The organism is Pantoea sp. SGAir0180, from assembly GCF_043546245.1.
In genome coordinates this window covers 4001963-4025980 of record NZ_CP028071.1, presented here as the reverse complement: position 1 = coordinate 4025980, position 24018 = coordinate 4001963, and the positions used below count along the sequence as shown (strand labels likewise).

At 54.3% G+C, this 24018-nt stretch carries 23 protein-coding genes; 15 read left to right on the top strand and 8 right to left on the bottom strand.

What is annotated here, in order from left to right:
- Positions 1 to 35: 35 nt before the first annotated feature.
- The gene (locus C1N58_RS18835) at positions 36 to 275 is read right to left on the bottom strand and encodes a hypothetical protein (protein WP_394564407.1); all 240 of its coding nucleotides are present in this window, start codon (positions 273 to 275) and stop codon (positions 36 to 38) included.
- Positions 276 to 390: 115 nt separating this feature from the next.
- Here C1N58_RS18835 and C1N58_RS18830 point away from each other — a divergent pair, with 115 nt between their 5' ends.
- Complete coding sequence (locus tag C1N58_RS18830) at positions 391 to 1770, top strand: nucleobase:cation symporter-2 family protein (protein WP_394550211.1); 1380 nt, start codon at positions 391 to 393, stop codon at positions 1768 to 1770.
- A gap of 227 nt (positions 1771 to 1997) precedes the next feature.
- The gene (locus C1N58_RS18825) at positions 1998 to 3053 is read left to right on the top strand and encodes an AI-2E family transporter (protein ID WP_394550210.1); all 1056 of its coding nucleotides are present in this window, start codon (positions 1998 to 2000) and stop codon (positions 3051 to 3053) included.
- Here the strand turns inward: C1N58_RS18825 and C1N58_RS18820 are convergent.
- On the bottom strand, positions 3042 to 3725 hold the full coding sequence (locus C1N58_RS18820; RefSeq protein ID WP_039342744.1) for a FadR/GntR family transcriptional regulator: 684 nt from the start codon (positions 3723 to 3725) through the stop codon (positions 3042 to 3044). The genes C1N58_RS18825 and C1N58_RS18820 overlap by 12 nt on opposite strands.
- 147 nt (positions 3726 to 3872) lie before the next feature.
- Between C1N58_RS18820 and uxuA the strand changes: the two genes are divergently transcribed.
- Together uxuA and C1N58_RS18810 are read left to right on the top strand one after the other, a co-directional pair.
- Complete coding sequence (gene uxuA / locus C1N58_RS18815; RefSeq protein WP_164482675.1) at positions 3873 to 5057, top strand: mannonate dehydratase; 1185 nt, start codon at positions 3873 to 3875, stop codon at positions 5055 to 5057.
- Between the two features lie 396 nt (positions 5058 to 5453).
- The gene (locus C1N58_RS18810; protein WP_054632928.1) at positions 5454 to 7034 is read left to right on the top strand and encodes an EAL domain-containing protein; all 1581 of its coding nucleotides are present in this window, start codon (positions 5454 to 5456) and stop codon (positions 7032 to 7034) included.
- A gap of 53 nt (positions 7035 to 7087) precedes the next feature.
- Here the strand turns inward: C1N58_RS18810 and C1N58_RS18805 are convergent, their stop codons facing one another.
- Entirely contained in the window at positions 7088 to 7456 is a 369-nt protein-coding gene (locus tag C1N58_RS18805) for a hypothetical protein (protein ID WP_226374594.1), read from the bottom strand.
- 439 nt (positions 7457 to 7895) lie between these two features.
- Here C1N58_RS18805 and proP point away from each other — a divergent pair, with 439 nt between their 5' ends.
- The 3 genes from proP to C1N58_RS18790 all read left to right on the top strand — a co-directional run bounded on the left by proP (position 7896) and on the right by C1N58_RS18790 (position 11269).
- Positions 7896 to 9401: a glycine betaine/L-proline transporter ProP gene (gene proP, locus C1N58_RS18800; protein WP_006121078.1), complete on the top strand. Its 1506-nt coding sequence runs from the start codon at positions 7896 to 7898 to the stop codon at positions 9399 to 9401.
- 128 nt (positions 9402 to 9529) lie between these two features.
- Entirely contained in the window at positions 9530 to 10507 is a 978-nt protein-coding gene (gene hemB, locus C1N58_RS18795; protein WP_006121079.1) for a porphobilinogen synthase, read from the top strand.
- A gap of 285 nt (positions 10508 to 10792) precedes the next feature.
- Positions 10793 to 11269 carry a helix-turn-helix domain-containing protein gene (locus C1N58_RS18790; protein WP_054686856.1) on the top strand — a complete coding sequence of 159 codons (477 nt, stop codon included), beginning with the start codon at positions 10793 to 10795 and terminating at the stop codon, positions 11267 to 11269.
- A gap of 9 nt (positions 11270 to 11278) precedes the next feature.
- On the opposite strand, the gene C1N58_RS18785 is transcribed toward C1N58_RS18790, so the two are convergent.
- The 4 genes from C1N58_RS18785 to C1N58_RS18770 form a co-directional block, all read right to left on the bottom strand.
- The gene (locus C1N58_RS18785; RefSeq protein ID WP_006121081.1) at positions 11279 to 11935 is read right to left on the bottom strand and encodes an epoxyqueuosine reductase QueH; all 657 of its coding nucleotides are present in this window, start codon (positions 11933 to 11935) and stop codon (positions 11279 to 11281) included.
- Positions 11936 to 12059: 124 nt separating this feature from the next.
- Positions 12060 to 12740 carry an SDR family oxidoreductase gene (locus tag C1N58_RS18780; protein WP_054686854.1) on the bottom strand — a complete coding sequence of 227 codons (681 nt, stop codon included), beginning with the start codon at positions 12738 to 12740 and terminating at the stop codon, positions 12060 to 12062.
- A 132-nt stretch (positions 12741 to 12872) separates the two neighbouring features.
- Positions 12873 to 13694: a hypothetical protein gene (locus tag C1N58_RS18775; RefSeq protein ID WP_394564406.1), complete on the bottom strand. Its 822-nt coding sequence runs from the start codon at positions 13692 to 13694 to the stop codon at positions 12873 to 12875.
- 1 nt (position 13695) lies between these two features.
- On the bottom strand, positions 13696 to 13893 hold the full coding sequence (locus C1N58_RS18770) for a hypothetical protein (protein WP_033738245.1): 198 nt from the start codon (positions 13891 to 13893) through the stop codon (positions 13696 to 13698).
- A 609-nt stretch (positions 13894 to 14502) separates the two neighbouring features.
- On the opposite strand from C1N58_RS18770, the gene C1N58_RS18765 reads away from it, so the two are divergent.
- From C1N58_RS18765 to C1N58_RS18730, 8 genes are all read left to right on the top strand, one after another.
- Entirely contained in the window at positions 14503 to 15369 is an 867-nt protein-coding gene (locus tag C1N58_RS18765) for a MurR/RpiR family transcriptional regulator (RefSeq protein ID WP_006121084.1), read from the top strand.
- Positions 15370 to 15387: 18 nt separating this feature from the next.
- On the top strand, positions 15388 to 15972 hold the full coding sequence (ddpX, locus tag C1N58_RS18760) for a D-alanyl-D-alanine dipeptidase (RefSeq protein WP_039342773.1): 585 nt from the start codon (positions 15388 to 15390) through the stop codon (positions 15970 to 15972).
- Positions 15969 to 17534 carry an ABC transporter substrate-binding protein gene (locus C1N58_RS18755; protein ID WP_054632926.1) on the top strand — a complete coding sequence of 522 codons (1566 nt, stop codon included), beginning with the start codon at positions 15969 to 15971 and terminating at the stop codon, positions 17532 to 17534. The genes ddpX and C1N58_RS18755 overlap by 4 nt, the downstream gene beginning before the upstream one ends.
- 54 nt (positions 17535 to 17588) lie before the next feature.
- Positions 17589 to 18605 carry an ABC transporter permease gene (locus C1N58_RS18750; protein WP_054632925.1) on the top strand — a complete coding sequence of 339 codons (1017 nt, stop codon included), beginning with the start codon at positions 17589 to 17591 and terminating at the stop codon, positions 18603 to 18605.
- A gap of 3 nt (positions 18606 to 18608) precedes the next feature.
- Positions 18609 to 19502 (top strand): D,D-dipeptide ABC transporter permease, encoded by an 894-nt coding sequence (ddpC, locus tag C1N58_RS18745; RefSeq protein WP_006121090.1) that lies wholly within the window; start codon positions 18609 to 18611, stop codon positions 19500 to 19502.
- Positions 19502 to 20488: an ABC transporter ATP-binding protein gene (locus C1N58_RS18740; protein ID WP_033738248.1), complete on the top strand. Its 987-nt coding sequence runs from the start codon at positions 19502 to 19504 to the stop codon at positions 20486 to 20488. Before ddpC ends, C1N58_RS18740 begins: the two co-directional genes overlap by 1 nt.
- The gene (locus C1N58_RS18735) at positions 20481 to 21431 is read left to right on the top strand and encodes an oligopeptide/dipeptide ABC transporter ATP-binding protein (RefSeq protein WP_394564405.1); all 951 of its coding nucleotides are present in this window, start codon (positions 20481 to 20483) and stop codon (positions 21429 to 21431) included. The genes C1N58_RS18740 and C1N58_RS18735 overlap by 8 nt, the downstream gene beginning before the upstream one ends.
- Positions 21432 to 21502: 71 nt before the next feature.
- On the top strand, positions 21503 to 22753 hold the full coding sequence (locus C1N58_RS18730) for a D-amino acid dehydrogenase (RefSeq protein ID WP_394550207.1): 1251 nt from the start codon (positions 21503 to 21505) through the stop codon (positions 22751 to 22753).
- 24 nt (positions 22754 to 22777) lie between these two features.
- On the opposite strand, the gene C1N58_RS18725 is transcribed toward C1N58_RS18730, so the two are convergent.
- Positions 22778 to 23962: a BaiN/RdsA family NAD(P)/FAD-dependent oxidoreductase gene (locus C1N58_RS18725; protein WP_394550764.1), complete on the bottom strand. Its 1185-nt coding sequence runs from the start codon at positions 23960 to 23962 to the stop codon at positions 22778 to 22780.
- Positions 23963 to 24018 lie beyond the last annotated feature (56 nt).

Sequence of the window (24018 nt, the reverse complement as noted above, 5' to 3'; positions counted from 1 at the left end):
CCTTTGCGGGATGAAAGGTTTTCGGCCTGACGGCATTAAGCAGCCCGGATATGTTTCATCAATTTTAAATATGAAATATACATTTTCTTTTTGCTGAGAGTCGGCCAGAAAAATGGCTGCTGGCCATGAGGACAGTTGTCTGGTGAAAAAACATCACTACGCACTAACGCAGTGCAAAAAAGGGCGTTAATCGTCATTTTATGAACCAATAATTTCTTCACTGCCCCATCAGGAATCATGTGTTTCACTTTTCCCGGGCGAGCGACGCGCTTCATCACAACATTATCGCTATGATTTTAAAGGCATTGATAGCAGTGAAACGTTTATCAGATAAACCTGGCCTGCTTTATGCAACATCCGGTGACTTCCCCGCACTGAGATGAGATAACCGTGTCTGACGAAAAAAACAGTGGCTTACTGTACGGCCTTGATCAGCGAATTCCGCCTGTGCAGGCTTTTTTTAGCGCATCGCAGCATGTACTGGCAGGTCTGGTCGGGATTATCACGCCGCCTTTGCTGATTGGCACCGCGCTTGGTCTGGAAGCCTGGCTTCCGTATTTAATTAGTATGTCGCTCCTTGCTTCGGGCATCGGCACCTTTCTGCAGTCAAATCGCGTGTGGGGCGTGGGCGCGGGCATGATATGCATGCAGGGCACCAGCTTTGCTTTTCTCGGCGTCGCCATTTCAGGTGGCCTGTGGGTCAAAGCCCAGGGCGGCAGCCCTGAGGACATTATGGCGATGCTGTTTGGCGTCAACGCCGTGGCCGCGCTGGTTCCGGTTATCGTCAGCCGCTTTATTGATACCTTAAAACGGGTCTTTACGCCGGTCGTGACGGGAAGCGTGATTGCGTTAATCGGTATCAGCCTGATTAAGGTCAGCGTGATTAACTGGTGCGGCGGTCAGAATGCACAGGATTTTGCCAGCCTTAGCAACCTCGCCCTGGGGGCGTTGACGCTTGGCGTGATCGTGCTGCTGAGCTGTTCGGGGAACCGCTGGCTGCGTCTGTCATCCATCGTGGTCGGCATTCTCACCGGCTGCATCGCGGCGGCACTGAGCGGCAAATTTCAGGTGCATGGTTTGGGGGACAGCCTGTTTCGCCTGCCCGCGCTGTTTCCGTTTGGCTTTCACTTCAACAGCAGCCTTTTTGTGCCTGTGGTGCTGGTTTCACTGGTCTGCATCATTGAGGCGGTAGGCGATCTTACCGCAAACCACCTGATCTCCGGTAAGTCGATTACGGATAAAGCGTTCAGTGCGCGCCTGAAAGGCGGCATTCTGGCTGACGGACTGAGTTGTATGATTGCCGCCATGGTGAGTGCCTTTCCAAATACCACCTTTGCGCAAAACAACGGCGTCATACAGATGACCGGTGTGGCAAGCCGTTTTGTTGGCCGCTATATCGGTGTGATGCTGATTTTACTGGCTCTGTTTCCGCCGTTTAGCGAAGCGTTGCGTCAGATTCCCACGCCCGTCCTGGGTGGCGCGACCATGGTGATGTTTGGCTGCGTGGTAACGGCCGGCATTCGTATTCTCAGCCAGACCGCGCTGACGCGCAGAGAGATGCTGATTGTCGGCCTGGCCTTCAGCTTCGGCTTAGGGATTGAGTCCGTGCCTGCTGCCCTTTCCCATCTGCCGCCCCTGTTTGCGAACCTGTTTGGTTCAGCCGCCACCAGCGGCGGGATTGTTGCCATCGTGCTGAATATTCTGATTCCCGGCGGGCAGGAGCCGGTGCCACAGGACGCCACGAAAGAGGAATCTGCGCCCTCAGTGTAAGGCGGCGGCAGGCGGCCGCCTGCGTCGTTTCATTGCGGCGGCATCGCTGTTGACAGCATATCGCCGTGACAGTCGCCATTGTCCGCCGCGCCATCAGGACGCTTAACACCCTTTCGCGTCCTGTTTCCCTCACCGTCTCGCCTCGCTTACCCTTTTCCTCAACGAATCCGCTTCTGATTTTTCCTTCAACTACACTTCAATCAGTTATTTATGCGTAGAGAGAACGAATGAACGGGTTGCAGCAGGAAAGAATTGGACAAAATATCTTAATCAAACTGGCGATGTTAGTGATTATCCTTGCCGGGATAAGAGCCGCTTCCGATATTCTGGTGCCGTTACTCCTGGCGGCGTTTTTTGCCATTGTGTTGAATCCCTTAGTCACGATACTGATGCGGCGCGGACTGCGGCGCGGGATGGCGATTACGCTGGTGATCACGGTCATTTTTGTTGTGATTTTGCTGCTGGGGGCCGTACTGGCCAGCTCCATAAGTGAGTTTTACGATCTCTATCCTCAACTGCGCACCATCATGGAAAAGAAAATGCTGGTCGTTCAGCATCTGGCGGCCAGCATTCATCTGAATGTCTCTACCGATGCGCTGGTTCAGCGCTTCGATCCCAACACATTGATGAATCTGGCCAGCGTGGCGCTGAGTGGTTTTTCCGGCGCAATGACCAATACTGTCCTGTTGATCCTTACCGTCGTCTTTATGCTGTTTGAAGTGCACCACCTGCCTTACAAAATGCGCAACTCGTTTGTGAACCCCAAAATTCGTATTGCGGGTTTACACAAAGCGCTTAAAGGCGTGACGCATTACCTGGCATTAAAAACGCTGATCAGCCTGATTACCGGTATCTCGGTCTGGCTGACGCTGTACCTGCTGGATGTGAAATTTGCATTACTGTGGGGCGTGGTAGCCTTTATCCTGAATTTTATTCCCAATATCGGGCCGATTATCGCCGGTATTCCCCCTTTCCTGCAGGCACTGTTGCTGAACAGTGTGTTTGACGCGGCGATGGTGGCGGCGCTGTTTACCGCCATTCATATGGTGTTTGGCAATATGTTAGAGCCGCGCATCATGGGGCGCGGACTGGGATTGTCGACACTGGTGGTCTTTCTGTCCTTGATCTTCTGGGGCTGGCTGTTGGGTCCGGTCGGTATGCTGCTCTCCGTACCGCTGACCAGCATTACAAAAATTTTGATGGAAACCACGCCAGGCGGAAGCCGGCTGGCAATCATGCTGGGCACCGGACGCCCTAAACCTGCCCGGCTGCTAACCAAGTAAACGCTGCTGCACATGCTGCAGATGCGCTCTCATCGCAGCCTGTGCAGCCTGCTCATCTCCCCCGACAATGGCCTCTGCAATGCACTGATGGTCGGCGTTCATTTCGTCAGCAAAGGTATTGTCGGCATAATGGCGTTCCAGCCGACGAAAATGCGCGCTGTCGCGTTTGTTCCACAGGTTTTCCATCATCTCCCGCAGCAGATCGTTACCGCTCATCTCGCTAATCAAAAGATGAAAGGCTTTATCCTGTTCTATAAACGCCGCATCGTTTTCATTAAATTGCTGGAGACTGATGCTCATCGCCATGAGCCGCTCACGTTGCGCCTCACTGCCGTTACGCGCCGCCATTCCTGCCAGCAGACTTTCATAGGCTTCGCGCGCCTGTAAAAGATCCTGCAGGCTGAAATGTTCGGTGTCTTTGACCGCTGAGGGCTGAGGCAGGGTTTGGGCGACAAATACGCCCGTTCCGGTCTGGATAGTAACGTAGCCCGTCATTTCAAGCGCAATCAGCGCTTCACGCACGGACGAGCGACTGACGCCCAACTGCTTTGCCAGCTCTCGCTCCGGTGGCAACGCACCGCCGGGTACGAAATCCCCACGCTGAATGCCCGCGATAATGGCATTGGCGATCTGTCGATAAAGTCGTTCAGTTTTCAGCACCGGTAGCACCATCACCTTCTCCTGTTATGGCCGTCTTTGCAGAATCCAGCCGGACGTATTTACTATGCTGCGATCCGGATCACGGCCTTAATTTACGCGCTAATTTACTCTTGGTCCAGCGGCCTGACCACTGGGCCACCCGTTCATCAAGGAGTAATAATGGAACATACATGGCGCTGGTACGGCCCCAACGATCCTGTTTCACTGGACGATGCTCGCCAGGCAGGTGCAACCGGTATTGTTACGGCACTTCATCACATCCCAAACGGCGACGTGTGGCCCGTAGCCGAAATCAAAGCGCGTCAGGCGCTACTGGCGGAAAAAGGACTCACCTGGTCTGTTGTTGAAAGCATTCCCGTTCACGAATCCATTAAAACGCAACGGGGCGATTATTCGCGCTATATCGCCAACTATCAGCAGTCGATTCGTAATCTGGCCGCCTGCGGGATCGATACCGTGTGCTACAACTTTATGCCGGTGCTTGACTGGACGCGTACCGATCTGGCCTGGACCTTGCCGGATGGGGCGAAAGCGTTGCGGTTTGACGCCGATGCGTTTGCTGCGTTTGAACTGTACCTGTTAAAACGTCCCGGTGCGGAAAAAGAATACAGCCCCGCCGAGCAGCAGGCCGCTGCTGCCTGTTTTGCCGCGATGAACGAAGAAGAGAAAGCCACGCTGGTGCGCAACATCATTGCGGGTTTACCCGGTGCGGAAGAAGGCTACACGCTTGAACAGTTCCAGGCCCAGCTGGCCCAATATGATGGCATTGATAAAGCCAGACTGCGCGAGCATATGGCCACCTTCCTGCGGGCTATTGTGCCAGTGGCAGAAGAGGTGGGCATCAAACTGGCGGTACATCCCGACGATCCGCCGCGTCCTATTCTTGGCCTGCCGCGCATTGTCTCCACCCAGGAGGATATGCAGTGGCTGAAAGAGACTGTCGACAGCCTGCATAACGGATTCTGCTTCTGTACAGGATCGTACGGCGTTCGCGAGGATAACCCACTGGTTACGATGGCCGAAACCTTTGCCGATCGTATTAACTTCGTGCATTTACGCGCCACAAAACGCGAAGCAAACCCCAACAGCTTCCACGAAGCCGCTCATCTGGCGGGAGACGTTGATATGGTTGGCGTCATCAAAGTCATTCTGGCTGAGGAGCAGCGCCGTCGTCGTGCAGGCAATCTACGCGCTATTCCTATGCGTCCCGATCACGGTCATCAGATGCTGGACGATTTGCACAAGCGCACCAATCCGGGCTATTCAGCAATAGGCAGGCTCAAGGGGCTGGCCGAGCTGCGTGGCGTAGAAGTCGCGCTGAAGCAAATCTACTTCCAGGATTAGCCCACCACGGTGCCGCTGGAGGGACGTGCCAGACCAGAAGCCATCGTGTTCGGTTGACCCGGCGCATGTGGTCCGTGCCTGCGGCGTCAATGCCCTTTTGCTTTCTCCACCGCGCGGGGACATTCTTTTGCCCCGCGCGCACGGCTTGCCTGCCGGCCACAGGGACACCTGGCAGAAAATGTGAGTATTCACTTTCATCAGTACACTCTGTCATATGCCGTCTTTCACCCAATCCGGGCATGAATTTTCTGTCAATAAATTATGGACGAGGCCGATAATGACGATTATCGGAGGCAAAGGATATCCGACCGTTCACCCGTGGTGTGAACTGGCGTGCTATGCTGAATAAACCCTTAGCACCGCTCAAAAACATGATTACAATTCAGAGGTTATACGGTGCCGCTGATTAAAGAAAAACCGGCCCATACCAGGCTACTTATCGTCTTTGCTGGCGTCCTGCCACTCCTTCTGGGACTGTTTTTTTGTGCCATTGATGCGCGTCAAACTGTGCGCGAGCAACAGATCAACACGGCAGCGACTTTACTGTCTCAGGCAGAAAAAATCAGCGACAACGCCTGGAGCATGATTGCCTGGCTTCGGCAGTACGAGGAGCAGCCCTGCGAGCAGATTGAGCATGCATTGCGGCTTAACGGCACGCTTTATCCCTATTTTCGTGGCCTGGGCACGCTGGAAAACGATGTGATCACCTGCTCTTCGGCTTACGGTAATAAACCCTCAACCCTGAAAGCGATGATTGGCGTAACGCCGCCGGTGGCGCGCAAAGACGGGTGGAGTTTGTCTCTGCGCGGCTCCTACAGCGTACCCGACCGGCCCGCCGTCATCTTTGTGCGTAACCTTACCGCAGGCAGAGCCGTCTGGGTAATGGTGGAAGGGCAATATCTCATCGATTTTATGAGTGCGTTAGGGAGCACGCACGATTATCAGATCACGATGCGCTTCAGTGATGGTGCGTCAATTGTGTCAGGTGAACATGACTTTACCGGGGATACCGGGCCTTCTCCTCAACTTTATCGCGCCACGTCATCGCGCTATCCCATCAGCGTAACGCTACTGGCACCGGGCACAGAACGCATAAAAGCACTGAAACAGTTGTTGCTCCTGATTATGCCTTTTGCTTCCGTGTTTTCCGTTTTGTTGATGATTCTCACGGCATCATGGCTACGCCGGCGATTTTCATGGGCAGATGACATTCGTCGCGCCATTCGTTCCGGGCAGTTCAGCGTGCACTATCAGCCCACCTACAGCTATGCACTTAAACGCTGCACCGGCGCAGAAGCCCTTTTGCGCTGGACGCTGCCCAATGGTGACAGCGTGCGTCCCGATACCTTCATCAGCGCGGCGGAAGCCGAGGGAATGATCATTCCCGTTACCCGCCATTTAATGGATTTAATCGTTGAAGACGCACGGCAGTGGAAAACGAATCCCGGTTTTCATCTGGCAATTAACGTGGCCGCCGACCATCTTCAGCATCCAGACTTCGTCGATGAGATGCTGAGCTTCGCGGAAAAGATGGCAGTAACGGAATTCAACCTTACTCTGGAGCTGACCGAACGAAGCCTGATTAAGGAAGGTAACGTGGTGGCGGACAAACTGGAAAGATTGCGTGCGGCGGGGATGAAAGTCGCGATTGATGACTTCGGAACCGGCCATTGCTCGCTCAGTTATCTGCAAACTTTCGCGCTGGACTATCTCAAAATCGATCGGGGCTTTATTAATGCCATTGAATCACTGGATGGCGAAACGCCTGTGCTGGACGCCATTATCAGCCTGAGCCACAAGCTTAAGCTACAGGTATTAGGTGAAGGTGTTGAAACTGCACTGCAATTCCACTACCTGCAACAGCACGGCGTGACCTTCGTGCAAGGCTATTTTTATGCCCGCCCTATGGAAAACAGCGCCTTCATTGCATGGATGGAAAAATATGGTCATTTGCCAGTGCCTCCTGAAGCGCTCTAGAGCACATCAGGTCACCATCGGATGACAACAGCACGAGATGATTTTGTAGGGATTTAGCGCCGTTTACGTGCCGCGCGCAATGCGACGGCTACCGTTTCTTCCTGCTGGCAGACAGACAGGCCTTCACAGGGCCGACGGGTTCGCTGACTTAGCCGCTGTAGCGTTGGCACCGACTGCTGGAGTAACTGCTGGCATTCTTCATATGCCGAGCACTGCTTCCCCGTTGTCGTCGACGTGATAAGCGTTTCGCTCAGCTTCGTCAGTCGGTTTATCCAGCGTTTCCCCCGACAGCGAAACCAACCCGGCGCAGAGTCCATCTGTGTCCTCTCGCCGCGCTGCCGGTCAGCGGACAACATGGTGGCAGGATAGATTAATTTTTTTTCCACACTATCGATGAGCGCCACCCAGGGATTTTGGCTCATGGCGATATCCTCCTTGACAATTTCTATCCAAATCAAGGGGGATGAGTATTACTGAAGGGAATTGATTAGGCAAGCCTCAACGATCGATACGAAAAATCATAAGTAATTTTAACCTGTAATGCGTCAGAGCGCGTTTTCACTTGCGATCGGCACGTATCGTTACCAGGCAAACGCGTTCGCCTGCTTCTTTTTTTAGCCAGCAAGACTGGTGTAAACACAAGGCAGAGTTGGTCACTTTCAGGCCAAACATGACAAATATCACACAAAAACGTTATACTCTGCGGTCGATGAAATGAATCACGGCAGTTTTCGTTGTATTTATACGTCGACAGATAATGCTGTTTTACGGCTATGCTTAAATTTCCTCAACGCAGCGGTCTGAACGCTGTGGTCGGTTCGCGCCGTTGAGGACTTTCATATTCCATTACAGGGTAATTCTATGAAATTGCGTAGGAAGCGTGTAAAACCGATTGGGATCGATGATGTGACCATCATTGATGATGCCCGTTTACGAAAAGCCATTACCGCCGCGTCGTTGGGTAACGCCATGGAGTGGTTTGATTTTGGTGTTTATGGCTTTGTGGCTTATGCCTTAGGTAAAGTCTTTTTTCCGGATGCCTCACCGGGCATTCAAATGATTGCCGCCCTGGCAACGTTCTCTGTTCCTTTTCTGATTCGTCCTTTAGGTGGCCTGTTCTTCGGCATGCTGGGTGATAAATATGGTCGTCAGAAAATACTGTCCATTACCATTGTCATTATGTCGGTCAGTACGTTCTGTATTGGTCTGATTCCCTCTTACGCCTCCATCGGCATCTGGGCACCGATTTTGCTGCTGTTGGCCAAAATGGCGCAGGGCTTTTCCGTGGGCGGGGAATATACCGGCGCATCGATTTTCGTGGCGGAGTATTCACCGGACCGCAAACGTGGCTTTATGGGAAGCTGGCTCGACTTCGGTTCTATTGCCGGTTTTGTACTGGGTGCGGGCGTTGTCGTCCTGATCTCGACCATTATTGGCGAAGAGAACTTCCTTGAGTGGGGCTGGCGTCTTCCTTTCTTCCTGGCCTTGCCGTTGGGCATTATTGGTTTATATCTGCGTCATGCGCTGGAAGAAACGCCAGCATTCCAGCAGCACGTTGATAAGCTGGAACAGGGGGATCGCGAAGGCCTGCGTGATGGTCCGAAAGTCTCTTTCAAAGAGATCGCCACCAAACACTGGCGCAGCCTGTTAGCCTGTATTGGCCTGGTCATTGCGACCAACGTGACCTACTACATGCTGCTCACCTACATGCCAAGTTATCTGTCACACAACCTGCATTACTCAGAAGATCATGGCGTGCTGATCATCATCGCCATCATGATGGGGATGCTGTTTGTGCAGCCGGTAATGGGCATGCTGAGCGACCGTTTTGGCCGCCGTCCGTTTGTGATTCTGGGCAGTATTGCGTTGATGGTTTTTGCTATTCCCGCCTTTATGATGATCAACAGCGGCGTGCTGGGAATGATTTTTGCCGGACTGCTGCTACTGGCGGTAATCCTGAATGCCTTTACGGGTGTGATGGCATCGTCTCTGCCCGCAATGTTCCCTACGCATATTCGTTATAGCGCCTTAGCCAGCGCCTTCAATATTTCGGTATTGATTGCTGGTCTGACGCCAACGGCCGCGGCCTGGCTGGTCGAAGCGACCAACAACCTCTACATGCCCGCGTACTATCTGATGGTCGTGGCGGTGGTCGGTCTGATTACCGGTCTTTACATGAAAGAGACTGCGAATAAGCCGCTGAAAGGGGCGACGCCTGCCGCATCAGATTTAGAAGAGGCGCGCGAAATCCTTCAGGAACACCACGATAACATCGAACAGAAAATCGAAGATATCGACGCAGAAATTGCCCGTCTCGAAGCGAAACGTAAAAATCTGGTGCAGCAGCACCCGGACATTAACGAGTAAACTCCCCCGTCTCCCGCCTTGTGGCGGGAGACGTTTTATTCTCTCAGCGCACCGCACACAAACCTTCATCGCCTGCTCTTAATCGGAGTAGACTGTCCGTCTTATTTGAATTAGCTACGTGAGTAACTATGTCTGATTTTTCCCTTACCCAACGTCCCAGAAGATTGCGCGCCAGCGCATCCATGCGTGCAATGTTTCAGGAGTCCACCCTCAGTATCAACGACCTGGCTTTACCCATTTTTGTTGAGGAAGGCGTTGATGACTATAAAGATATTCAGGCTATGCCAGGCGTAAGGCGTATCCCGGAAAAACGTCTGGCCCACGAGATTGAACGTATCGCCAGGGCAGGCATCCGCTCCGTGATGACCTTCGGGATTTCTCATCATACCGACGCGACCGGCAGCGATGCCTGGAATGAAAACGGCCTGGTCGCACGGATGTCGCGCATTTGCAAAGATACCGTGCCTGAAATGATTGTGATGTCGGATACCTGCTTCTGTGAATACACCAGCCACGGCCACTGCGGCGTGCTGTGCGATCACGGCGTGGATAACGACGCAACCCTTATCAACCTGGGTAAGCAGGCCGTTGTCGCGGCAGCGGCAGGCGCTGACTTTATCGCGCCCTCGGCCGCGATGGATGGTCAGGTGCAGGCTATCCGCCAGGCACTGGATGCTGCGGGCTTTACGCAAACGGCGATTATGTCTTATTCCACCAAATTTGCGTCATCCTTCTACGGCCCGTTCCGTGAAGCCGCCGGAACCGCGCTGAAAGGCGATCGCAAAACGTATCAGATGAACCCCATGAATCGCCGCGAGGCCATTCGCGAATCACTGATTGATGCCGCCGAAGGTGCCGATTCGCTGATGGTGAAACCGGCTGGCGCCTATCTGGACATCCTGCGCGACATTCGTGAACGCACTGAGCTTCCCCTGGCGGCTTATCAGGTCAGCGGTGAATATGCGATGATTAAATTTGCCGCGCAGGCCGGCGCGATTGATGAACGTAACGTGGTGCTTGAGAGCCTGGGGGCCATTAAACGTGCGGGTGCCGATCTGATCTTCAGTTATTTTGCGCTCGACCTGGCGGAGCAAAATCTGCTGTAGGCAGTCGTTCTCTGCGATGCGACAACGTGTCGCAGAGAGGCCTGTTTTAACTTTGCTCAGAGTGACATTTTACTTGCAGCATGGTAACGTGATGTAATAGTACCACAAAGTCACTCCTCTCACCTTTGCAACAAATAATATACATATCACGCATAAATATAATTGCTCATCATGTTATTTCACATTCCTGGAATAACCATGCACTTCCTTGAGAATCTTTACGTAATGCCTATTTTGAGAAACATATGTTAATTTAAAATCATCCTCATTATTTAAGGGGGTGTTATGAATGAGAACAAATACAATGAGAGCGTAATTATTTCTGTTACTGAATGGATTAATGAAAATCTCGATCAGCGATTAAGCATTGATGATATTGCGGAAAAGGCGGGCTATTCAAAATGGTATCTGCAGAAGTTATTTTCCCGCTATAACGATGAAACGCTTGCACGCTATATTCGCAAGAAGAAATTAATATCCTGTATTAACGATCTCAAAAACAGCCGTACACCTATTATCAACCTGGCCGTTAAATACCATTTTGAAAGCCAACAATCTTTTACGCGCTCGTTTAAACAGATGATGGGCTGTACGCCCAGCGTTTGCCGCAAAAGACAAATGAAAGGGGGAACGGACAGCGCCACGTCCACCGGTGCGCATCCCTGTAGTCTCTGCATAAGGACGCCGAAAAAGACAAAAAAGCCGGTTTACAGCGGAATAAATGACACCCGGAGCAGCGACGATTTAGTCCGCTTTTTTTAAATACAGGCGTTACTCGTCCGGCTTATAATATTGCACGCCAATCTGAATTCGCTCTCGCCCGTTGGCAACACGATGACGATTGGTATCGCGTAATGAGTAAATACATCCGCAGTACTCTTGCTGATAAAAGCTTTCGCGCTTACTGATTTCGATCATACGCGCCGAGCCGCCGCCTTTGCGCCAGTTAAATTCCCAGTAGGTCAAATCGGGATACTTTGCCGCCGCACGGACACCGCAGTCATTAATCTGCTGCATGTTCTTCCAACGGGAAATCCCCAGACAACTGGTGATAACAGGAAAACCATTTTCATGCGCATAGAGCGCCGTACGCTCAAAACGCATATCGAAGCACATGGTGCATCGCTCACCACGCTCAGGCTCCCATTCCATGCCTTTGGCCCGTTTAAACCAGTCGTCACGATCGTAATCTGCATCGACAAAAGGCACATTAAACTTTTCAGCAAAGCGGATATTCTCCTCTTTACGCAGTTCGTACTCTTTAAGCGGATGAATATTCGGGTTATAGAAATAGATCGTGTATTCAATGCCGGAGGCCAGCATGGCTTCCATGACTTCCCCTGAACAGGGCGCACAGCAGGAGTGCAGAAGCACTTTTTTGTGTCCACCGGGCAACGGTAGCGGTTGACGCTGATAGGGCTGAGACATAAGCACCTTCAATCAATGAAATAAAAAAGGCAGTGTAATGCCGGGACAGGTCTGTTGCAAAACTTCAGTGTATCGGATCGCCCCTGCCTGTCGTGAAGGCCTGAGGGCGAATTCCTTTACGCCATTACCATTGCAGCGTTTTTCCCGCGTAGTCCACATAGTGGTGACCACCGCGCCCCTGAAACATCGTCAACTGCGTGAAGATCCCTTCCGCGCTTTTTTCAGCCGTAAGGGGGGCCTTATCGCCGCCCATATCCGTTTTCACCCAGCCGGGATGCAGCGTTAACAGCGTGCCATTCTGCGCTTCTACCCCTCTGGCAAGGGAACGGGTCAACATATTGAGCGCCGCTTTACTGGCCGAATACAGAGGAGCGTCCGCGCTGCGGTTCTCATTCAGGCTGGCAAGCTGCGAAGACGTTAACGCAATCACGCCCTTTTGCTGATTCAGCAACGGCAGCAAAATCTCAGCGCAACGTACCGGCGCGACGGCATTGGTCAGGAACAGCTGCATCAGTTCGCTGTCATCCGTCTCGGCCAACTTTTGATGCGCTGGCCCGTAAACGCCTGCATTAATCAAAATGGCGTCAAAAGGCTCTCCACTCAGCTGGACCGCAACGTGTTTAACCGCGTCGGTATCCGTTATATCCACTTGATGCCAGTCAACCTCAGGGTGCTCGCCTTGTGGCGGAATAGCACTGCGGTATGTGGCCGTCACCTGCCAGTGATGGGCTACAAACGCGTTAACCACGGCGAGTCCGATGCCGCGCGACGCGCCGATAACTAAGATTTTCCCCTGATGAGCCATAGGATTGTCCTCGTTGATGAAGTCAGTAAGCAGAGTAGAGGCGGGTTAACGCATGCACTGCATTATACAGGCTGTTTTGTGCGGATACCGCCGCTCCGACCCTGCTGTGTGTCCTGATACGCCCTGCCTGGGTTACTCAATCTGCTGATCAGGCGGCGAAGATTCGTTGCCATCCCGGCTCTTTTCCACACTCTGCGGATGATCTTCACCCATTGCCAGGGCTGTCGCGCTGGCGGGATCGAACAATGAGAAGCTCTCGATCTGGTCCAGCATGATCACTTTGCGAAACGCCATAGCATTTTTGGGTTCTGAATCCAGCGTAATGCCGTGCTCGGCGTACCAGCTACTGTAATTATGTTCGACCGCCAGCTTTAATGTATGGCTGTCGCGATAACCGCTCAGCATCGGAATGAGCACGATATTGGCGGTGCTTTCATATTCAAAAGTTGCCGCATGCACCATGCCTATGTAGATGCGTCGCGATTTTAGCGTGATCCATGCCAGTTCCCCCTCCTCCATGCACTGGAAAAGCATCTGCTCGACGCCGTTAGAACGGGAGAGTTTTTGATAGAGGTCTTTTCGGCCAGAGACATTCAGCCGTGCGCTGCCCGCCCAGTTCGAGCGATAAAGGCAAAACAGAATGGCGAAGGTCAGCATAATGACTACCGGTGCCTGAATACCTAAAAAGCTCCAGTTCACAAACTTCATTTGCAGCTGAAGATGATCGCCGGGGAAAATATAAAGCGCGTTGGAAACGGAGGAAATAATAAATAAGACAAACCAAATAAATGCGGTGGCAAAAACCCCCTGAAGCACGAATATACAACCGTATAACGCCACCAGAAAATAGACATCCCAGCCTGAGGTACGGCGCATTTTGAAACGGCTGGAAAGATCCCGACTGGTGTACCAGTAACCACTTACCATCAATACCATAAAAATCGCGGTACCCACCTCAGACTCCTTTTAAGCTATTGACGTGCCGGTTGAAATCCTCCTTTACTTCCTCACTGAGGATATTGACCGCGGCGTTACCGTTTTCATCGATAATAATGCGCTCACCATCGGCAATGGAGTCGTTTATGTCCTGGCGGCTCATTATCTGGAGGAATTTATCCGGGCTGGCGAACAAGGAACGAACAAAGCTGATCATGACAGGTCACTTACTGAGTTAAAAAACACAAGTATGTGACCGAATTGGCTTTGCTGCCATTTTATTGCCGGTAAACATTCTTAAAAGCCTGATTAACGAAGCGGTAAATGTTGCTGATTTTTTCGCGTTCTGCTCTCCCCCTTTATAAAAGATGGCGAAACGCATTCATTCATCCCTGACGATGATGCCCTTCTTAACGCAATCCGGTCTGCCCGATGCACGCCATAAAACGACAGTGCACAAACCGCTTTTGTCGCCTGATGGCAGCTCATCGCGGCGCTCGACAGCGCCGTGCATCGTACGCACCTTGTTGCCGGCCCCGACGTAAAGGATCGGCCACTCGCTCGTACGCGGAAAGAGGAACATCGTTTCTTCAGTCTGGATCACATTACCGGGTTATTTTGTTGCACTAGTGTGATGCAAGTTTCAATTACGTTGCACCTCGATTGCGCTTAATTTATCGGCAGGCTATCAACTCCACCATTCCGCTGCACATAATCACCTGACGTGGCTGTTTTTTAACAGGCCAGGGCAAACTGGCATGCATTGTGCTTGTTACTTAAATAACAACATTGCGAGCAATGACAGCCAGGTAACATTGAGGACGACATGAGCGCTCACACCGAACTGCTGAAAAAAATCGAGGCTGCCATTAGCCAGCAAACGCCCAGCGAAAAACGGATAAGTTCGTGGCTGCTCAGCCATTCCGAACAAATCCCCTTTGAAACGGCGGACAGCATTGCCCAGGCGACCGGCACCAGCGGAATTACTGTCGGGCGTTATTTGCGCAAGCTGGGATTTAAAAATCTTGATGATGTGAAAAACCTGCTGCGCGATGTGCCCAATACGCCGTACAAGCAATGGGGCGTGATTGACCGCCTTGATTCATGGGAGCAGCAACGCACGCTGCCGGATCCGGCCAGCCAGTCATTACAAATGGAGTTAGAGGCTATCCGCTATGTCTACCAGCTGGCGCAGACGGAGACCTTTCGCCATATCAGCCAGCAAATAGCCGAGGCCGAAACCGTCATCGTGTTGGGGATTCAGTCCACCCGGGGCATCGCGAATACCTTCTTCAGTCATCTGGAATATCTGCGACCGCGCGTGACCTATGCCGATGGCAGCTCGGGCAGTTGGCTGGAGTCGCTGAACTCCGAGTCGTCAAAGCCTTACGTCATTCTTACGGATACGCGAGCCTATTCCACCGTAGCAAGACAGTTTTGTCGGGTCGCCACCGCACGTGGCGTGTCGATGGCGCTGGTTACCGATATCTGGTGTCCGTGGGCCCGGGATTATCCGGTGGATTTACTTCAGGTAAAAACGGACACCGCCAATTTTTGGGATTCGCTGGCCCCCATCAGTTGCCTTTTCAACCTTCTGCTGTCTGCAGTCGTCGAACGCCTTGGCCCCGCGCTTTCTCAGCGCCTGGCACAAAACCGACTGTTGCAGCAGGAATTTGGTCAGTTTGAACATTGATAAAACAGGGATTACAGAATGATGCAGGAAACAGAGCTGGTCGATATCGCAGTGGCCTTTCCGGCGCTGACTATCGATCTGAAATATGCCACCGCCGATAACATCACGGGCCAGCCCATCTACAGCGTAGCCCGCTGCCTGCTGCATCCCGATGCCGCCGTCGCGCTGGAGAAAAGTATTGCTATTGCCAGCGTGGCGGGTTTTACGCTGCTGGTGCTGGACGCCTATCGCCCACAAAAAGCGCAGGAGCTGCTTTGGCACGCCTGTCCTGATCAGAATTACGTCGTGCCTTTATCGCAAGGCTCGAATCACAGCCGTGGCACCGCGATTGATGTCACGCTAATCGATGCTGACGGGCACATTCTGGATATGGGAACCGGGTTTGATGAAATGCAGGCGCTGTCGCACCCCTACCATCCCGACGTGCCGCTGGCTGCTCAGCGCAACAGGCTACTGCTTAATGCCGTGATGTTTGGCGGTGGCTTTACTGGCATTGCGACCGAATGGTGGCATTTCGAGTTACCGGAAGCGGCCCGTTATCCGCTGATTAACGATGTTTTCACCTGCATATCCCCAGCCCAGACTGACGGAGTTTTACCATGACAATGACGCACACAGCACCCCGTTATTTTCGCCCTTTGTTACTTGCTATTACCCTCGCGGCCACGACGACATCCGTGCTGGCTGCGGTACCGAAAGACATGCTGGTGATCGGAAAAGCGGCCGATCCGCAGACGCTGGATCCGGCGGTGACGATTGATAACAATGACTGGACCGTTACGTATCCTGCCTACCAGCGCCTGATCAAATACAAAACAGAAGACGGTAAAGGCACCACGGAGATCGAGGGCGATCTGGCTCAAAGCTGGCAGAGTAGTGACGATGGCAAGGTCTGGACGTTTACGCTACGTCCGGATGCCGCGTTTGCCGATGGCTCACCCGTGAATGCTGAGGCGGTTAAGCTCTCTTTTGAGCGTCTGATGCGTATCAAACAAGGCCCGTCGGAAGCCTTTCCAGCCGACATGAAAGTCGAGGTAGTCGATCCGCATACCGTGCGTTTCACGCTGAACACCCCGTTCGCACCGTTTCTTTATACGCTCGCGAATGACGGCGCGTCCATTATTAACCCTGCCGTGCTGAAAGCGAACGCCGCCGATGATGCGCGCGGCTATCTGGCCGAGCATACCGCAGGATCCGGTGCCTATATGCTGCAACGCTGGCAGAAAGGTCAGCAGCTGGTGCTGGTGCCTAACCCGCACTTTACGGGGCCTAAACCGGCCTTTAAGCGCGTTTCCGTGAAAATTATCAGCGAAAGCTCAGCCCGTCGTTTGCAGTTGGCAAAAGGCGATGTCGATATTGCCGATGCGTTACCGGTAGACCAGTTCGCCGCGCTGAAGAAGCAAGGTGACGTCACCGTCATGGATTATCCTGCCCTGCGTGTGACCTACCTCTATCTGAACAACAGCAAAGCACCGCTGAATCAGCCTGATTTACGCAGAGCGATCTCCTGGGCTACCGACTACCAGGGCATGGTGCAGGGCATCCTGGGCGGCAACGGTAAACAGATGCGCGGCCCGATTCCGGAAGGCATGTGGGGCTATGATCCTCAGGCCATGCAGTACAGCTTTAACATGGATAAAGCCAGGGCTGAACTGGCTAAACTGCCCAGCAAACCGCAGACCTTGTCCTTTCTCTATTCGGACAACGATCCAAACTGGGAGCCGATTGCCCTTTCCATGCAGGCCAATCTGAAGACGCTGGGCATCAACGTTAAGCTGGAAAAACTGGCCAACGCCACCATGCGCGAGCGTATCGGTAAAGCGGACTATGACATTGCCATTGGCAACTGGAGCCCGGATTTTGCCGATCCCTACATGTTCATGAACTACTGGTTTGAATCAGACAAAAAAGGTCTGCCCGGCAACCGATCTTTTTATTCCAACCCAGCGGTCGATGCGCTGCTGAAGAAAGCGGTTTCCACGACTAATCAGGCTGAACGGACCCGCGATTACCAGCAGGCCGAGCAGATCGTGATTAACGATGCGGCTTACGTGTATTTATTCCAGAAAAATTATCAGGTTGCGATGAATAAGTCGGTTAAAGGCTACGTGTTTAATCCGATGCTGGAGCAAATCTTTAACCTCGCCACCATGCATAAAGAATAACAACCTTCACGCCCGTTCACGCAGGGCCTGCCTGGCCCTGCTGAGGAAGACATGATGAGTTACTGGAGTCTGTTAAGACAGCGTAGCTGGGGACTGCTGTTGGTCGTCGCTGGCGTCTGCGTCATTACGTTTATTATTTCGCATCTTATTCCCGGGGATCCGGCCAGGCTGCTGGCCGGCGATCGTGCCAGTGATGAAATTGTCCAACACATCCGCCAGCAGTTAGGGCTGGACTTACCGCTGTGGCAACAATTTATCCGTTATGTACAGCAACTTTTGCACGGCGATCTGGGCACCTCGATCCGCACAGGCCGCCCGGTGTTAGATGATTTGCGGGCATTCTTTCCCGCCACGCTGGAGCTGGCCTTTTGTGCGCTGTTGATCGCGCTGCTGGTCGGCGTGCCGCTGGGCGTGCTTTCTGCCGTTTATCGCAACCGCTGGCTTGATCATCTGGTGCGTCTGCTGGCGCTGACCGGTATTTCGACCCCGGCGTTCTGGCTGGGACTGGGTGCCATCGTCCTGTTTTATGGCAAGTTGAACCTGCTGCCCGGCGGCGGACGCCTGGATGACTGGCTTGATCCACCCACACGCATCACCGGTTTCTACCTGGTTGATGCCTTGCTGGAGGGCAATACTGAGGTCTTTATGAACGCCCTGCAGCATCTGATTTTGCCTGCCACCACGCTGGCCTTTGTCCATCTGGGCATCGTGGCGCGTCAGATTCGCTCGGCCATGCTGGAACAGTTAAGCGAAGACTATATTCGCACCGCGCTGGCGAGCGGACTGCCTAAGTTTACTATCGTCGTGCGCTATGCCCTGCCCAACGCCCTGATCCCCTCTGTGACCGTGCTGGGGCTGGCCCTGGGTGACCTGCTGTATGGTGCCGTCCTGACCGAGACCGTTTTTGCCTGGCCCGGTATGGGCGCGTACGTGGTGTCCTCGATTCAGGCACTCGATTTTCCCGCCGTGATGGGTTTTGCCATCGTCGTGTCCTTTGCGTACGTGCTGGTCAACCTGTTTGTGGATCTTCTTTATCTGTGGATTGACCCGCGCATGGGTCGGGGAGCGTAACGCATGATGATGACGCAAGAACAGCCTGCTGTACGTCAGGCGAAACCCACGCTTCTCGTCTGGAAGCGTCGGCTCTGGATGGTGCGTAAAAGTCCACTGACCCTGCTGGGGGCCGCCATTATTGTCCTGATGCTGGGATTGATGGTGTTCTCGCCCTGGCTGGTGCCCCACGATCCGAATGCCATCAGTTTGACCGACCGTCTTCAGCCGCCCAGTGCTGCGCACTGGTTTGGCACCGATGAAGTCGGCCGGGATCTGTTTAGTCGCGTGCTGGTCGGCAGCCAGCAGTCTGTCGCGGCCGGACTGGCCGTGGTGTTGCTGGCGGGCATCAGCGGTTCATTACTGGGCTGTCTGTCCGGTGTTCTGGGCGGTCGCAGCGATGCGCTCATTATGCGCCTGATGGACATCATGCTGTCTATCCCTTCGCTGGTGCTGACCATGGCGCTGGCCGCGGCGCTGGGACCGAGCCTGTTTAACGCCATGCTCGCCATCGCCATTGTGCGTATTCCTTTTTACGTCCGGCTGGCACGCGGTCAGACGTTGATTGTCAGACAGCATACCTTTGTCGAAGCCGCTAAAACCTTTGGTGCCTCGCGCTGGCATCTGATTAGCTGGCATATCCTGCGTAATGCACTACCGCCGCTGGTGGTACAGGCCTCGCTGGATATCGGCAGCGCCATTCTGATGGCCGCGACGCTGGGCTTCATTGGCTTAGGCGCGCAGCAACCGACCGCTGAATGGGGCGCGATGGTAGCGAACGGGCGCAACTACGTGCTGGACCAGTGGTGGTACTGCACCTTCCCCGGCGCGGCGATCTTAATCACCGCCGTTGGATTCAATTTGTTTGGCGATGGGATTCAGGATCTGCTGGATCCGAAAGCAGGAGGACGTCACTGATGCAAGAGAGAATCCTGACGATTGAGGATTTACGCCTCAGTTTCCCGGTCTATCAGGGCGAGGTGAATGTGCTGAACAATGTGTCCATGCACATTAACCGTGGTGAAATTGTCGGCGTAGTCGGGGAATCCGGTTCGGGAAAATCGGTCACCGCCATGCTGGCGATGCGGCTGATTCCCGAACACAGCTATCAGATCAAAAGCGGCAAACTGGAACTGGCGGGACAGAATGTCCTGACCGCCAGTGAGGCCGCGATGCGTAAAATGCGCGGCAATCGCGTTGCCATGATCTTTCAGGAACCCATGACCGCCCTGAATCCCACTCGCCGCATCGGCAAGCAGATGGTGGATGTCATTCGACAACATCGTCCCGTGTCAGCCCGTGAGGCCAACGCACGGGCGCTTGCGCTGTTGGGCGATATGCAAATCGCGGACGCAAAGAACGTGATGGCGCGCTATCCCTTCGAGCTTTCTGGCGGTATGCGTCAGCGCGTCATGATCGCCCTGGCCTTTTCCTGTGAACCCGATCTGCTGATTGCCGATGAACCCACGACCGCGCTGGATGTCACCGTACAGCGTCAGGTACTGCGCCTGTTAAAACAAAAAGCGGAGGCAACGGGCACGGCGGTGCTGTTTATCAGCCACGATATGGCGGTGGTTTCGCAGTTGTGCGACCGGATTTACGTCATGTACGCCGGCGCAGTCATTGAAAGCGGCATGACGGAAACCGTCCTGCATTCACCGAGCCATCCCTATTCCATTGGCCTGCTTGCCTGCTCGCCCGATGCCAGCGAACCGCGCGCCCCGTTGGCGTCCATTTCCGGCACCGTCCCCAACCTGACCTGCCTGCCCTCGGGCTGTGCGTTTCGCGAGCGCTGCTTCGCGGCAGGCGAACGCTGCACCCGCGCACCACGTTTACAGGCAACGGGCAACGCTGCCCAGCAGGTGGCCTGCTGGTATCCACAACAGGAGACGCGCCATGTCTGATGCTCTGCTCACGCTACAAAACGTACACGTTGCCTTTCCTGCGAATAAGAACTGGCGTGGCAAAGTGACGGAACGGGTTCATGCACTGAATGGCCTGGATATCCAGGTCAGACAGGGCGAAACGCTGGGCATTGTCGGTGAATCCGGTTGCGGCAAAAGCACCCTGGCGAAACTGTTGATGGGCATGCTGAGTCCGACAACGGGTCAGCTTGACCTGGCCACCGCCGCTGGCGGAGGCCGGGAACGTCGCATGCAAATGGTCTTTCAGGATCCGCTCTCGTCACTGGATCCCCGCCTGCCGGTCTGGCGTATCATGACCGAACCGGTCTGGATTCAGTCACGCGCGTCAGAAAAAACGCGACGCGCCCTGGCTGACTCCCTGGCCCGTCAGGTGGGGATTCGCCCGGAATACCTGGACCGTCCACCACATGCGTTTTCCGGCGGTCAGCGTCAACGCATTGCCATCGCCCGGGCACTGTCCTCCCAACCCGACATCATTGTGCTGGATGAACCTACCTCGGCACTGGATATTTCTGTCCAGGCGCAGATTCTGAACCTGCTGGTGGAACTGCAACAGCAGTACAATCTGACGTATATCCTGATCTCTCACAACGTCTCGGTCGTCCGTCACATGAGCGATCGCGTTGCGGTCATGTATCTGGGCCAGATTGTCGAACTGGGCGCGGCTCAGCACGTTCTCGATTCGCCTCAGCATCCCTATACGCAATTGCTGATGGACTCTGTGCCACGCATTGGCGCGCCGCTGGAGGGGGCTCCCGTCAACACCGAACTACCGGGTAACCGCCACCTGCCAACCGGCTGTTTCTTTCGCGATCGCTGTCCGCTGGCAACAAGTGGCTGTGCCACGCCTCAGCCTTTGCGCGTTCAGGATGACGGGCGGGCGGTCAGGTGCTGGCTGGCCCATAACCTTATGCATGCCTGATTCACAACACATCAAGCGGGTGGCGCAACGCGACCACCTTTTAACGATCACTCTTTCAGGAAGACATTGCGATGAAAATCATTGTGCTTGGCAGCGGCGTGGTGGGCGTCACCACCGCCTGGTATCTGCAGCAGGCAGGGCATCAGGTCACCGTGATCGAACGCGAAGCGGGCCCGGCATTAGGTACCAGCGCCGCCAACGCCGGTCAGATCTCGCCTGGCTACGCCGCGCCCTGGGCCGCACCAGGCGTGCCGCTTAAAGCGGTGAAGTGGATGGTGCAGCGCCATGCGCCCCTTTCGGTACGGCCGGATGGATCTCGCTTCCAGCTGGCCTGGATGATGCAGATGCTGAAAAACTGCAATCCTCACAGCTATGCCGTCAATAAAGCCAGGATGGTCAGACTGGCAGAGTACAGCCGTGACTGCATCAGTGCGCTGCGGGCCAGCACAGGAATTGAATATGAAGGACGCCAGGGCGGCACCCTGCAGCTGTTTCGCACAGAACAGCAGTTTGAAAACGCAGCGCGTGATATTGCCGTGCTGCAGGAGGCTGGCGTGCCGTATCAACTGCTTGAAGCCGACCAGCTGGCGACCGTCGAACCTGCACTGGCTGACGTAAAGCACAAGTTGACGGGAGGTTTACGGTTGCCTAACGATGAGACTGGCGATTGCCAGCTGTTTACCCAGCGACTTGCCGCCCTGGCGCGCGATGCCGGCGTCACGTTCCGCTTTAACACGCAGGTGGATGCGCTACTGAGCGAAGGTGACAGGATCAGGGGGATTGTCTGTGGCGATCAGACGCTGACGGCAGACGGGTACGTTATGGCATTTGGCGCTTACTCTACCCAGTTGCTTCGACCACTGATGTACATTCCGGTGTATCCGCTGAAAGGCTATTCCCTGACGATTCCCCTCGCCGATGAGGCCGGTGCCCCGGTTTCCACGGTACTGGATGAAACCTATAAAATTGCCATCACGCGTTTTGATAATCGCATCCGCGTCGGCGGTATGGCGGAAATCGTGGGATACAGCAAAACCCTGCTGCCCGCGAGACGGCAAACGCTTGAGATGGTGGTAAACGACCTTTATCCCCGTGGCGGCCGCGTTGAGCAGGCGACCTTCTGGACCGGATTACGTCCGATGACGCCTGACGGCACGCCGATTGTCGGTCATACACATTTCACCAACCTGTGGCTGAACACCGGACATGGCACGCTGGGCTGGACGATGGCCTGCGGATCCGGCCAGCTGTTAAGTGATGTGATTTCAAGCAAACAGCCCGAGATTGCGCACGCAGACTATGCGGTTTCGCGCTATGCCTGAGCGCGTCACTGATGGCGAAGCTCGTTACACGGCCTGCGCGCAAGCCCAGGCCGAGCTCCAGGCCCACTGGAAATTATAGCCTCCCAGCCAGCCGGTCACGTCAACGACCTCACCGATAAAATAGAGTCCCGGCACGTCACGTGCTTCCATTGTTTTAGAGGACAGCTGAGTCGTATCCACACCGCCCAGCGTGACTTCAGCGGTACGGTAACCCTCCGTGCCGTTGGGCTGCACCTGCCAGTTGTGCAACGTCTGCACCAGCGCTGACTGCTGCTTGCTGTTCAGCTGCTTCAGCGTGACATCCGGCACCACCTGCATTTCCTGTAAAATTTCGACCAGGCGCTTAGGCAGAATTTTCGCCAGACTGTTTTTCAGACTCAGATTCGGGTGCGCGTCACGCTGAATCGTGAGGAACGCATCCAGCGGCGTGGCAGGCGAGAGATTGACCGAGATAAACTCACCCGGCTGCCAGTAGCTGGAAATCTGCAAGACCGCCGGGCCGGACAGGCCACGATGGGTAAACAGCATCGCCTCTTTGAAGACGGTGCCGTCTTTCGCTTCGATGGTCGTGTCCAGCGCCACACCGGACAGTGTCTGCAGTTGTTCAAGCAGGGGTTTATGCAGCGTAAAGGGCACCAGGGCGGCACGGGTTGGCAACACCGTTAACCCAAACTGCTCGGCCACTTTATAGCCAAACGGTGACGCGCCCAGGCCCGGCATGGAAAGCCCGCCGCTGGCGATGACCAGCTTCTCTGCCTGTACACTGCTGCCGTTGAGCTGCAGGACGTAGCCCGCTTCATCGAGGGTTACACTCAGGATTTCGCTGCGCAAACGCAGGGTCACGCGCCCCTTTTCACACTCGGCGAGCAGGAGATCGACCATCTGCTGCGCAGACTCATCGCAAAACAGTTGCCCCAGCGTTTTCTCGTGCCAGGCAATGCCGTGACGATTCACCAGATCGATAAAATCCCATTGGGTATAACGCGCCAGCGCTGACTTACAGAAATGGGGATTGTTCGACAGGTAGGCGGCCGGTTCGGTATAGAGATTGGTGAAATTACAGCGCCCGCCGCCTGACATTAAAATCTTGCGGCCCGGCTTTTTGCCGTTATCCAGCAGTAATACGCGGCGACCGCGCTGTCCAGCCTGCGCGGCACAAAAAAGCCCCGCGGCCCCTGCTCCAATCACGATAACGTCAAACTGTTCCACTGCCATTGTCCACCTGATAAAAGAGGGGCAGATTGTAGTGATCTGCCTGCGTTGAT